Raw genomic sequence first — 12,450 nt, 5'->3', positions numbered from 1 at the left:
GGTCAGTCTTCGTCGTACCAACCATAGGGGTCAGCGCCCGAATCGAGGCGACCGGTGCGGTAGTTCATTTCACCTGTCATATCGGCGTCTTGAACCCGGCGATCATCGTCAGACCGATCCTTAATCTCGGCAAACAATATGATGAAAGTTGCAGCCATTCCAGCTGCGAACTCAACGAATGCCCGAGTAGCCTTGATGCAACTGTTGATCATGCTTGCCGTAGTCGAACTTCCCCTCACAGGAATCATTTGCTCAGTCAAAAACCGCCTTGTGTCAAGACTTTGTTTCGTCCATTATAGCCAAAAGAGCCATTAAGGGCGTTTTCATGAAACACATGTCCGCCAAGGACGCCAAGAACGGATTCGGCTTCCTGCTCGATACGGCCAGGGCCGAACCTGTGACCATCGAAAAGCACGGACGCGCTGTCGTCGTCGTGCTCTCGGTGGAGGAATACGAACGTCTCAGGGAGTTGGAGGATCCCTCAATGCCTCAAGGCCCGAACGCAAAAAGACAAGGAGCTTAACCAATGGCTCGTGGACGCCCACGCTCGAACGACAAGAAAGAAAGTGCGCAGAAGAGCGGCAATGGTGGGAACCTTGGCTTTGAAAGCATGCTTTGGGCAGCCGCCGACAAACTGCGCGGCAACATGGAACCCTCCGACTACAAGCACGTCGCCCTCGGGCTGATCTTTCTCAAATATATCTCCGATGCCTTCGAGGTCAAGCGCGAAGCGTTGCTTGCCGAAGACCTGGCTGACCCGGAAGACCCGGAGGAGTATCTTGCCGAGAATGTCTTCTGGGTGCCCAAAGAGGCCCGTTGGTCACACCTTCAAGCGAACGCGAAGCAGGCAACCATCGGAAAGCTTGTCGATGACGCCATGCTGGCCATCGAGGCGAAGAACGCTTCGCTCAAAGGTGTCTTGCCAAAGGACTACGCGCGGCCAGCTCTGAACAAGGTCATGCTCGGTGAGCTGATTGACCTGATCAGCGGCATCGGGATGGGCGAAGATGCCGACCGCTCCAAAGACATCCTTGGTCGTGTCTATGAATATTTCCTAGGTGGTTTTGCCGGAGCCGAAGGAAAACGCGGCGGTGAGTTTTACACGCCTCGCTCCGTCGTGCAGCTCCTCGTCGAAATGCTGGAGCCGTACAAGGGTCGCGTCTATGACCCTTGTTGCGGTTCTGGTGGCATGTTCGTCCAGTCGGAGAGGTTCGTAGAGGAACACGGCGGACGGATTGGCGATATCGCCATCTACGGGCAGGAGAGCAACTACACCACTTGGCGGCTGTGCAAGATGAACCTGGCTGTACGAGGGATCGATGCCGATATTCGATGGAACAACGAAGGTAGCTTTCACAAGGACGAGTTAAAGGATCTGAGAGCCGATTACGTGCTCGCCAATCCGCCCTTCAATATCTCAGACTGGGGAGGCGAGCGTCTTCGTGAAGACGCTCGCTGGAAGTACGGCGTGCCGCCGGCTGGGAACGCCAACTATGCTTGGCTTCAACATATCTACCATCACCTCGCCCCGGACGGCTCGGCGGGGGTGGTGCTGGCAAAGGGCTCCATGTCCTCGACGCAGTCGGGTGAAGGTGACATACGTCGTTCCCTAGTTGAGGGAGACGTAGTCGATTGCATGATCGATCTCCCCGGCCAGCTATTCTATTCAGTCCAGATCCCGGCCTGCCTTTGGTTCTTGGCTCGCAATAAGAACCCCGGAAACCGGTGGCGCGATCGGCGCGGTGAGATCTTGTTTATCGACGCCCGCAAGCTAGGGCAAATGGTCGATCGGACCCGCAAGGAATTTTCTGAAGAAGACATCGCCAAGATCGCGGGAAGCTACCACTCTTGGCGCGGAGCGGGACCTTATGAGGACGTGCCCGGCTTCTGTAAAGCTGTGACGCTGGATGAAATCAGGGAACATAGCCACATTCTGACGCCGGGGCGTTATGTCGGCGCCGCGGCGGAAGAGGCAGACAATTTGTCGTTCGAGGAGCAGTTCGCGGACCTAAAAGAAATCTTGGCTGAGCAGTTTGCTCACGCGGAGGAACTGAGCGCCCTTATTCAGCAGAAGCTTGGGGCAGTTCAAACATGAAGGTCACTGAAATAGTTGCATTCAATCCCACGACGCCGCTCGAGAAAGGTAAAGAATTACCATTCATTGAAATGGCGGCCTTGCCAATTTCTGAGCGAGACATACCGACTTTCCAATATCGGGTCGCAGGGGGCTCTGGTAGCAAATTTCGAAACGGTGACACGCTCTTGGCAAAGATTACTCCCTGTCTTGAGAACGGGAAAGGCGGACAGGTCAGGGGCCTCCCCGGCGATGGCGTAGGACACGGCTCGACCGAGTTCATCGTGATGCGAGCTCGCGAAAGGTCCGACGAGCAGTTCGTGTATTACCTTTCTCGCCTTCCAGAATTTCGCAAATTTGCTATTCAACAAATGACGGGAACATCTGGTCGCCAACGTGTGAACTGGCAGTCCCTTACAAATTTCGATGTCGCAGATCTTGATGGTGAGCTTCGGGAGAGCATAGGAGCGACTCTTGGAGTGCTGGATGACAAGATTGAGCTGAACCGGCGGATGAACGAGACGCTGGAGGCGATGGCGCGGGCGATTTTCAAGGACTGGTTCATCGATTTCGGTCCTACACGCGCCAAAGCTGAAGGTCGCGCCCCCTATCTCGCTCCTGATGTCTGGGACCTGTTCGCGGGTACCCTGGACGGTGAACATAAGCCAGCCAGATGGCTAGTCCGCCCAGCAAGCGACCTGTTCGAGTTCAATCGACGCGAATCGCTGAGGAAGGGCTCTGAAGCGCCATATCTGGACATGGCGGCCCTTCCGACGATCGGCCCAGTGCCAGACGCACCTTCTATCCGAGAATACAAATCCGGTTCGAAGTTTAGGGACGGAGACACACTCTTTGCACGAATTACACCGTGTCTCGAAAACGGAAAGACAGCATATGTCTTCGGTCTCGGGGATGAAGTGATAGGTGCGGGATCGACAGAGTTCATCGTAATCCGGTCGCGCCCACCTTTGCCGCTGCCCGCCAGTTATGTTCTGGCCCGCGACCCGGGGTTCCGTGCTCATGCCGAACGGAGCATGACAGGAACCTCGGGCCGACAGCGCGTTAATGCGGAGGCTTTGCGTCAGTACCCTATTGTTGCACCCAGTGACAGTCGCCTTTGGAAGGCTCTAGGTGACTTAATCGATCCGATGATGGGCGGAATAATTGCGAACGCCCTCGAGTCCCGCACCCTTGCACGGACTAGAGACCTCCTTCTTCCAAAGTTACTGACCGGCGAGATCCGCCTACGCGATGCTGAGAAAGCTGTGGAGGCCGTTGCATGACGGTCGCTCTGGGAGAGGAATGCTACAACCTTGGCGCGCCGCCCTGTAAAGGGGGAGGTCGCACTTGGACGGAAGGCGAGCTTGACGAGGCCATAGGCGGTCAGGTTTCTAGGCTCGTCTTTGACGATCAGGGCAAAGCGGACATTGAGGAGCTTCTCGCTGGTGTCGCGGAAACGGAGTTTGCGCAGGAGCAGCTCGCAGAAGCCCTCGCCGATCCCGACGACATTGAGGACTGGCGTGTTGGCGAAGCCATTGCCGAAGCCTATCTGACTGAGCACAGGGATTGCCTGTTTCCCTGGCCGGATGGTCGTGACGAGCGCAAGAGCGGATCGAGTTTGCCCGGAGCCGATCTGGTAGGGATTCAACAAGATGCGAAAGGTGACCGCTTCGCCTTTGGCGAAGTTAAGACATCGGGAGAAGCCAAGCATCCACCTGGTGCTATGTATGGCCGGACCGGTCTGAAACAGCAGCTCGAAGAGCTTCGGGACAAAGTCGAGATTAGGCGCGACCTGTTCAAATACCTTGGCCATCGCGCCAAGAATTCGCCTTGGCTCGATCGCTTCAAGGCGGCAACTAAGCGCTATCTTGAGAACACGTCCGATGTGCAGCTCTTCGGTGTTCTCGTGCGTGACGTTACTCCGCATGAGGACGACGTTCGTGTGCGGGTAGAGAAGCTCGGCGATAACTGCCCTGCGGGCACCGAGATAGAGTTGCTCGCCCTTTATTTACCGGTAGGGGTTATCGGTAACCTGGCATCGAAGGCCTTGGCCACACGGGCGGGAGGCTGCGCATGACGCTCACCGCTACCGCTATTGAAGTCCTCCAGTCCCACTGGGCGCTAAGTGCCATCGGTGAAGAAGAGCGCGTCCGCGCCTCAGAGTTGGTCAATGAACGGTTGGTACAGCGGGCCGTTGGTCGTCAGATTGATTTCGCGTTCGCTGAGGCTGAATCCGACGAGCCGTTGCTCGACCGTGTCGCTCTTGCATATGAGATGGCTGCTATCGAAGGTCTCGACGCCCTGAGTCGTCCGGCTGGTGGTGACGACGCACTGAGGGACCAGGCGACTGCAGCTTCCCACCATGCCTTCGATATTCGTCGATTGGTGGAGATACCCGAAAGTACGTATGAACGTATCTTCCACGTCTTGCAGCTTTCGGCGCTTGCCTATTGTGGGGACCGCTGGTCCGACCTGCGGCGCTGGTTTAAGGAAAACACTGCTGGTGTTGCCGTGCCCACCGTTGCCGATGCGCCATGGGACCGACGGCTCCTGTACCGACTGTTCGATTGCTGGGTCCGTCTGTTCCGAAAAGATGGCTGGGACGATCTGGATCGCATCCGAGAGATCATTGCCGGATTGCGTGAGGACCAGAAGTCACATGAAGCGGCGCGGCTGGCTAACGGGTCTGCCGCCGAAGATCGCGCAGTCGCGTTGCGCCTGATTGCTCTCTATCACTGGGCCAAAGGCACTGAGGTCCTCGCGGAGTACATGCTCCAAGGACAGTCGCAGACCATCTTCGGTGATCTCGACAAGCATTTTGAGTCCGGCATCAAGGCGGCGACCGCATCAGGCGACGCTCAGCATGAAGTCATTCTTCGCTGGCTTCATGCCGCTGTCCGCATCATGGTTACGAATTCCCTGTGGTGGGGAACGCGAACCGTCAATTCCCGCGTGTCCGACTTCGTCAAGACACTAACCAAACGAGAGCATCAGGCCATGTTCGAGCTTTTGCCTCCGCAGCGCGCGGCGCTGCTAGAGCAAGGACTCCTCGATCAGGCCAAGACAGCAATCGTGATCGACATGCCGACATCCGGCGGCAAGACACTGCTGGCACAGTTTCGGATTCTTCAGGCCCTTAACCAGTTCGATGCCGACAAGGGCTGGGTTGCGTATGTCGCGCCGACAAGAGCGCTGACGGCTCAGATTACACGGCGCCTTCGCCGGGATTTCGAGCCCATCGGGTTAAGGGTCGAACAACTCAGTGGCGCGATTGACGTGGACGCCTTTGAGGAAGAACTGCTGACCGATCAGGAACGGCCTTTCGATGTGCTCGTTGCAACACCCGAGAAGCTTTCCTTCGTCATTCGCAACAAGAATGTGCCGCGCCCGCTTGCTCTCGTCGTGATGGACGAAGCGCACAATCTGGAAACCGAGGCCAGGGGCCTTCGGATCGAATTTCTCCTTGCGACGATCAAGCGTGATTGTCCGCAAGCCAACTTCCTGCTGCTGATGCCCTATGTCGATAGCAGCGAGACCGTGGCGCGCTGGCTTGCGCAGGACATAGATGCCGGTAAGGCGATCAGTTTCAGCACAACGGCCTGGAAACCGAACGAACGGATAGTCGGTCTCTACCGGGCTATTGCTGATGACAGCGAGCGCGCCGGATGGCGGCTCGACTACGAGACCTTGGCCGTCACCGAAAGAGCCATGAAATTGCGTGGCACGCATCGCGCGGGGGATTGCAGGCCTATCGACGTGCCGAAGAGCAAGGTGCTCGAAAAAGGGCAGCAGAAAGGTTTCGGTTTGCAGACAGCCGCCATGGCCTCCGTCATGTCCGCACGCGGTACGAGCATCGGTGTTGCCAATAACATCAACACCGTCTGGACCATGGCTCGTCATGCGGCGCAGAGTGTGCCGGAGTTTGATGTTGTGCCCGGCGATGTGCGGTTGGTTCAGGATTTTCTCAAAACAGAGGTTAGTCCGGGTTTCGAACTGATCGGCATGCTCGATCATGGTGTCGGTGTCCACCATGCAGGTCTTTCCGATGAAACCCGAACGCTCATGGAATGGCTCGCGGAGTCCGGCCATCTTCGCGTCTTGTGCGCGACCTCGACTATTACGCAGGGAATTAACTTCCCCGTATCGTCGATATTTCTGGCCTCTCGCTTCGTGCCGCAGGGGCGGCGTTCGGTCGAAATGTCGGCTAGGGAATTTTGGAACCTTGCCGGACGCGCCGGACGCATCGGGCACGATAGCGTCGGTGTTGTGGGCCTGGCGGAAGGCAAAGACCGCGACGCAATTATTGACTTCGTTCGTCGCAATACCGGCGCTCTGGCATCCCGCCTTGTGGCGCTTTTGGACGAACTCGCTGCCCAGGGACAGCTCAACAATCTCGATGCTGTTCTCTGGCAGGACCAGTGGGAGGATTTCCGTTGCTATGTCGCCCACCTCTGGGCGGAGAAGAAGAACCTCGACGCGGTGCTTGCGGAATCCGAACAGCTTCTGCGCCAGACCTACGGATATACGACCCTCCGCAATGATCCGGCACAGCGGGACAAGGCCGACGCCCTGCTGAACGCGACGAAGAGCTATGCGCGAAGGTTGGCCGAAATGCCGGGAGCCGCAGAGCTGGCGGATTCGACCGGGTTTTCGCCGGAAGGCGTTCAGAAGGCCATGGCCGGAATGCGGAACCTGGAAGAGCAGTTGAGGCCGGATGACTGGGCACCAGATAGCCTGTTTGGAGATGCCGGGCGCATGGCTGATCTGTTCGGCGTCATGCTCAAGGTTCCGCAATTAAAGCAGCAGCTTGAAGAGATTGGCGGCGATGGCTTCGACAACTCGCATCTTTCCAATATCACCCGAGATTGGGTCAACGGTGTGCGGCTGGATGACATCGCGAAAACCTATTTCTCCCACGATGCCGACCGGTCGGAAACCGAAGCCTTCACTGATGCGTGCAAGGCGATCTACCGGGCCATTGTCAACAACGGAACATGGGGAGTATCGGCTCTGAGCCGCGTCTCGGGGATGGACTTCGAAGGCATGAGTGAAGCCGAGCGCCGAAGGATCAACGCCTTGCCAGCGATGATCTATCACGGTGTCCGCACAGAGGACGCCGTCCTGATGCGAATGAACGCCGCGCCGCGCAGTGCGGCAGAAGAGCTCGGATCGCTCTACAAAGAGGCCTTCGGTGATGATGAAAGCCGTTATTCCGTCGGCAAGGCGCGCAGCTTCTTGAAAGCGATGTCACCGAGAGACTGGAACCGTGCAAGGCCTGCCGACGCGCTCCTGAGCGGTGCGGGATACCGCAAAATTTGGGAAGTCCTGTCCGGGGAGGGAGTCTGACCTTGCCGAAATTCGCTGAAAGCCACGTTGAGGATGCCGCCCTTTCCTGGCTGGAAGAACTCGGCTACAGCGTTGGGCATGGCCCCGACATTGGCCCGGACGGGGCGAGCCCGGAGCGGGCCAGCTATGGTGACGTGGTTCTTGTGGATCGGCTTCGTTCGGCTCTTGAGTCGCTCAACCCGCACCTTCCGACGGATACACGTGATGAGGCCATCAAGAAGATACAGCAGACCGAAACGCCGTCTCTCGTGGAGGAGAACCGACGGCTGCATCGCGTCCTCGTGGACGGGCTTGATGTCGAGATCACGCGGGGAGACGGTACCGTTGGCGGTGATAAGGCCTGGCTGATCGACTTCGACAACCCGGAAAACAATGACTGGCTGGCGCTCAATCAGTACACGGTCATTGAGCACCAGAACAACCGCCGCCCGGATGTCGTGATCTTCGTGAATGGTCTACCGCTAGCCGTCATCGAGCTCAAGAATCCCGGCGATGAGAACGCGACGTTGGAAGGCGCGTTCAACCAGCTCCAGACCTACAAGAGCCAGATACCTACGCTGTTCCGGACCAATGCATTGTTGGTCACGTCCGACGGGCTTCATGCCCGTGTCGGCTCCCTGACGGCGGATATCGAGCGGTTCATGCCGTGGCGGACGGTCGATGGCTCGAAGATCGCCCCGAAAGGATCGCCCGAGTTAGGTACGGTCATAAAAGGAGTATTCGAGAAGGGCCGCTTTCTCTTAATGATTCGCGACTTCACGGTTTTTGGCGACACGGGGGCTGGTCTCGTCAAGATCATGGCCGGTTATCACCAGTTCCATGCGGTGCGCCGCGCCGTGGCCTCCACAGTACGCGCCATGCCGGTTGTGACTGGAGAAGTGGCCGAAGACCCGGCGGATTATGGACTGCCGTCGGTCGCATCGCAGGAAAGAGGAGATCGCCGTATCGGCGTCATCTGGCATACACAGGGCTCTGGCAAGAGCCTGCTCATGGCATTCTACGCCGGGCAGATCATCGCCCATCCGGCGATGGAAAACCCGACGCTTGTGATCATCACCGACCGAAACGATCTCGACGACCAGCTCTTCGGCACGTTTAGTATGTGCAAAGATTTGCTGCGGCAGACGCCGCAGCAGGCAGAAAGCCGCGAAGACCTCCAGAAGGTTCTGACGCGCCCCTCCGGTGGTGTCGTCTTCACGACTATACAGAAGTTCTCGCCAACTTCAGGGGAGAGCGAGTACCAGGCGCTCAGCGACCGGCGGAACGTCATTGTCATTGCCGATGAGGCTCACCGGAGCCAGTACGGTTTCAAAGCCAAGGTCGAGCGCAAGACGGGCGAAATCTCTTACGGCTTCGCCAAGTATCTGCGGGACGCCTTGCCGAACGCCTCGTTCATTGGCTTCACCGGTACGCCGATCGAGAAAGAGGACGTGAACACCCCGGCGGTTTTCGGCGAGTACATCGACGTATATGACATTAATCGGGCCGTCGAGGATGGCGCGACTGTTCCGATCTATTACGAAAGCCGGTTGGCTCGCATCGAGCTGAACGACGAAGAGCGGGCGCTCATTGATGATGAAATCGCCGAGCTGACCGAGGATGAAGCGCAGGATGAGCAGGAAAAGCTCAAGCGCAAATGGAGCACCATCGAGGCGGTAGTCGGCTCCAAGGAGCGACTGAGCATGGTGGCCGAGGATCTGGTGCAGCATTTTGAGGACCGTGTTGCGGCTATGGACGGTAAGGCAATGATCGTTTGCATGAGCCGCCGGATTTGCGTGGCGCTCTATGACGAGATCGTCAAGCTCCGCCCGGACTGGCATAGCGATGATGACGAGAAAGGTATCGTCAAAATCGTTATGACGGGATCGGCGTCCGATCCGCAGCCATGGCAGCCGCATATCGGCGGCAAGGCCCGGCGCGACCTACTCGCCAAAAGGGCGAAGGACCCCGACGACGAGCTGAAGCTCGTCATAGTCCGAGATATGTGGCTCACTGGGTTCGATGCGCCCTGCATGCACACCATGTATATCGACAAGCCGATGCAGGGGCACGGGCTCATGCAGGCCATCGCGCGGGTCAACCGCGTGTTCAGGGACAAGCCCGCCGGGCTCGTGGTCGATTACATCGGTATCGCCCAGAACCTCAAGAGTGCCTTGGGGCAGTATTCAAAGGACGACCGCAAGCATGCCGGTATCGACGAGGCCCAGGCCGTCGGCGTCATGCTCGAAAAGTACGAGATCGTGCGGGACATGTTCTATGGCTTCGATTACATGCGAGGCTTAACCGGCACGGCTCAGGAGCGTCTTGCTGTTATGGCCGAAGCCATCGAGTGGGTACTCGATATGCAGCAACAAGGCGCTGCGAAAGAAACTACCGAGGAAGGCAAGAAGCGCGCGAACCGGCGATTCAACGACGCCGTATTGGCGCTCTCGAAAGCCTTCGCGCTGACCAGTGCTAGCGACGAAGCCCGTGAAATCCGCGACGAGGTCGGGTTCTTCCAGACCATCCGGGCAGCGCTTGCCAAGAGCGTTCCGGGCAAAGGGAAAAGCACGGCTGAACGCGATTTGGCCGTGCAGCAGATCGTCAGTCGCGCCGTGGTCTCGACTGAGATCGTGGACATTCTTGAAGCAGCAGGCGTCAAGACGCCGGACATCTCGATCCTCTCGGACGAATTCCTTACCGAAGTGCAGGGCATGGAGAAGAAGAACCTTGCCATGGAAGCGCTGCGCAAGCTGCTCAACGGAGAGATCCGCTCCCATGGCAAGACCAATGTGGTCCAGACCAGAGCATTTTCCGAGCGTCTTGAGGATGCGATTGCCCGCTACCACAACAATGCCATCACCACGGCACAGGTTATTCAGGAGCTGATCGAGCTTGCCAGAGACATTCGGGCGGCGCGGCAGCGCGGGGAAGAAGAAGGTCTCTCCCAGGAAGAGATCGCCTTCTATGATGCGCTGGCCGAGAACGAAAGCGCGGTTGAAGTCATGGGGGACGAGAAGCTGCGCGTCATCGCCCATGAACTTCTCACCAATGTTCGCGGGAACGTATCCGTTGACTGGGCGCACCGCGATTCTGCGCGTGCCCGTATGCGCGTTCTGGTCAAGCGCATTCTTCGCAAATACGGTTATCCGCCCGATCTGCAAGAGGCTGCGGTGCAGACCGTTTTGCAGCAAGCGGAAGTTCTTTCGGAATTGTGGGCAGCATAGGGCGCTGTCATGAGCATTCTTGCGAAGGACCAGCATACGCAGCTCGCGTTTGCTCTTTACGAAAATCCGGGCGTCTTTGCTGTCCTGCTCGGTTCGGGGCTGTCCCGCTCGGCGGAGATTCCCACCGGCTGGGAGATCACGCTCGATCTCATCCGCCGGGTGGCGCTCGCCCAGGGCGTAGAGGCGCAGCCCGACTGGGCGAAGTGGTACCGGGAAGAGACTGGACACGAACCCAGCTATTCAGCCCTGCTCGAAGAGCTCGCCTCCTCACCCGATGAGCGGCGCTCGATCTTGCACAGCTACATCGAGCCGACCGACCAGGACCGGGAGGAATGGAAAAAGGTCCCCACCCCTGCCCATGAGGCGCTGGCCGATCTGGTGCGCGCAGGCTACGTCAGGGTGATTGTCACGACCAACTTCGATCGCCTGATGGAGAACGCCCTGCGCGAGCACGGCGTTGAGCCGACCATCGTTGCTTCGGTCGATGCCCTCAAAGGTGCGGAGCCTCTCGCGCATAGTGCCTGCTACATCCTTAAGCTACACGGCGACTACAAGGACGCGCGGATTCTCAACACCGACGAAGAGCTGAGCGGCTATACGGCAGAGTACGACGCGTTGCTTGATCGTATCTTTGATGAATACGGCCTGATTGTCTGCGGCTGGTCCGGCGAGTGGGACCATGCTTTGCGCGCTGCTTTCCTGCGCGCGCCCAACAGGCGCTATCCCATGTACTGGGGCGCGCGCGGCAAGCCCGGCACCGGTGCAGGGGAGATTATCACCCACCGTGGAGCCAGGCTGGTCGAAATTACCGACGCGGACAGCTTCTTTACCGGGCTTTGGCAAAGAGTGCAGACGCTGGAACAAACCCACCGTCAGAATCCGCTTGGTGTTGACCTGCTGGTCAACAGTACGAAGCGGTATCTTGCCAAGCCCGAATACCGAATCCAGCTCGATGAGCTTTTCAGCCAGGAGACAGAACGTCTCATTGAGCAGATCGACTCATCCGCGTTTGCGGCCCAGGGTGGATGGAATCAGGATGAGTTTTGCCGCCGTGTCGCGCTCTACGAGGCGGCGACCGAGCCGCTTGCCCGCATGGCGGGCGTGCTGGGACGCTGGGGTGACGGCAGCGAATTATCGCTGGTCGTGGATGTTCTCAGCGCTATTCGCGTTCATGCTGATAAGGTCGGCGGTGGCCTCACCGTCTGGCTGAATATACGCACCTACCCGGTGGTGCTGATCTTCACGGCCTACGGCCTTGGCCTGGTTCCGTTCTCAACGCTGGCAGACGCTTCATCGCCTGCTATCGGCATCCATCTCCCGCGAGCACCATGATCCCAAGCGGATCGTCGAAGCCTTGTTTCTCTGGTCATGGGAAGGCGGTGACAAAGATTACTGGAAACATCTTGAAGGGCTTGAAAAGCGCAAGACGCCGCTCAGCGATCATCTCGTTGCTCTGTTCGAGGAATGGAGTAAAAGCTTTGTGGGCATTACCGCTCACTTCGAGCATCTGTTAGAGCAGTTCGAAATCCTGGCCTCGCTCGTTCATATTGAAAGCAGCGACATCACCGAGTTGGACGATATGCTCGGAAGGCAAGACCCTCAATCCTGGGTATGGATGCCGGTCGGTCGCAGCGGCTGGCACAGTTCCATCCGTGACCGGATTCTTTCCGAAATCCTCTCCGACGACTTGAAGGCCGCCTTGCTGGCGGCCGGTTTTGGAAACGGTAGCGCCGACTTTCTTGACAAATCGATAGCGAATTACCGTCGCATTGCCGGGCGGATGGCTTGGTAGGCCGTTCTATTTGTCATGCAGTGGTTTGCCCA

At 58.1% G+C, this 12,450-nt stretch carries 9 protein-coding genes; 8 read left to right on the top strand and 1 reads right to left on the bottom strand.

Annotated elements, in window-relative coordinates; genetic code table 11:
• Positions 1–2: 2 nt before the first annotated feature.
• Complete coding sequence (locus tag NB231_RS04985; RefSeq protein ID WP_005000287.1) at positions 3–212, bottom strand: hypothetical protein; 210 nt, start codon at positions 210–212, stop codon at positions 3–5.
• A 113-nt stretch (positions 213–325) separates the two neighbouring features.
• Between NB231_RS04985 and NB231_RS04980 the strand changes: the two genes are divergently transcribed.
• The 8 genes from NB231_RS04980 to NB231_RS18935 are packed head-to-tail and all read left to right on the top strand — an operon-like array spanning position 326 to position 12,418.
• Entirely contained in the window at positions 326–523 is a 198-nt protein-coding gene (locus tag NB231_RS04980) for a type II toxin-antitoxin system Phd/YefM family antitoxin (protein WP_040661843.1), read from the top strand.
• Positions 524–526: 3 nt separating this feature from the next.
• Complete coding sequence (locus tag NB231_RS04975) at positions 527–2,095, top strand: class I SAM-dependent DNA methyltransferase (RefSeq protein ID WP_005000282.1); 1,569 nt, start codon at positions 527–529, stop codon at positions 2,093–2,095.
• Positions 2,092–3,357 carry a restriction endonuclease subunit S gene (locus NB231_RS04970; protein WP_005000280.1) on the top strand — a complete coding sequence of 422 codons (1,266 nt, stop codon included), beginning with the start codon at positions 2,092–2,094 and terminating at the stop codon, positions 3,355–3,357. Before NB231_RS04975 ends, NB231_RS04970 begins: the two co-directional genes overlap by 4 nt.
• Positions 3,354–4,151: a hypothetical protein gene (locus NB231_RS04965; RefSeq protein WP_005000279.1), complete on the top strand. Its 798-nt coding sequence runs from the start codon at positions 3,354–3,356 to the stop codon at positions 4,149–4,151. Before NB231_RS04970 ends, NB231_RS04965 begins: the two co-directional genes overlap by 4 nt.
• Positions 4,148–7,420 (top strand): DEAD/DEAH box helicase, encoded by a 3,273-nt coding sequence (locus tag NB231_RS04960; RefSeq protein ID WP_005000278.1) that lies wholly within the window; start codon positions 4,148–4,150, stop codon positions 7,418–7,420. Before NB231_RS04965 ends, NB231_RS04960 begins: the two co-directional genes overlap by 4 nt.
• Positions 7,421–7,422: 2 nt before the next feature.
• The gene (locus tag NB231_RS04955; RefSeq protein WP_005000277.1) at positions 7,423–10,626 is read left to right on the top strand and encodes a type I restriction endonuclease subunit R; all 3,204 of its coding nucleotides are present in this window, start codon (positions 7,423–7,425) and stop codon (positions 10,624–10,626) included.
• Between the two features lie 9 nt (positions 10,627–10,635).
• Entirely contained in the window at positions 10,636–11,958 is a 1,323-nt protein-coding gene (locus tag NB231_RS04950; RefSeq protein WP_005000276.1) for an SIR2 family protein, read from the top strand.
• Positions 11,882–12,418 (top strand): hypothetical protein, encoded by a 537-nt coding sequence (locus NB231_RS18935; RefSeq protein ID WP_198007236.1) that lies wholly within the window; start codon positions 11,882–11,884, stop codon positions 12,416–12,418. The genes NB231_RS04950 and NB231_RS18935 overlap by 77 nt, the downstream gene beginning before the upstream one ends.
• Positions 12,419–12,450 lie beyond the last annotated feature (32 nt).

It is taken from the genome of Nitrococcus mobilis Nb-231, from assembly GCF_000153205.1.
Lineage (GTDB): Bacteria > Pseudomonadota > Gammaproteobacteria > Nitrococcales > Nitrococcaceae > Nitrococcus > Nitrococcus mobilis.
This window is presented reverse-complemented; position numbering and strand designations above follow the sequence as displayed.

Bases quoted from the DNA above. Each gene is read 5' to 3' on its own strand.
- NB231_RS04985 (WP_005000287.1), bottom strand. From the start codon at position 212: ATGATCAACAGTTGCATCAAGGCTACTCGGGCATTCGTTGAGTTCGCA.
- NB231_RS04980 (WP_040661843.1), top strand. From the start codon at position 326: ATGAAACACATGTCCGCCAAGGACGCCAAGAACGGATTCGGCTTCCTG.
- NB231_RS04975 (WP_005000282.1), top strand. From the start codon at position 527: ATGGCTCGTGGACGCCCACGCTCGAACGACAAGAAAGAAAGTGCGCAG.
- NB231_RS04970 (WP_005000280.1), top strand. From the start codon at position 2,092: ATGAAGGTCACTGAAATAGTTGCATTCAATCCCACGACGCCGCTCGAG.
- NB231_RS04965 (WP_005000279.1), top strand. From the start codon at position 3,354: ATGACGGTCGCTCTGGGAGAGGAATGCTACAACCTTGGCGCGCCGCCC.
- NB231_RS04960 (WP_005000278.1), top strand. From the start codon at position 4,148: ATGACGCTCACCGCTACCGCTATTGAAGTCCTCCAGTCCCACTGGGCG.
- NB231_RS04950 (WP_005000276.1), top strand. From the start codon at position 10,636: ATGAGCATTCTTGCGAAGGACCAGCATACGCAGCTCGCGTTTGCTCTT.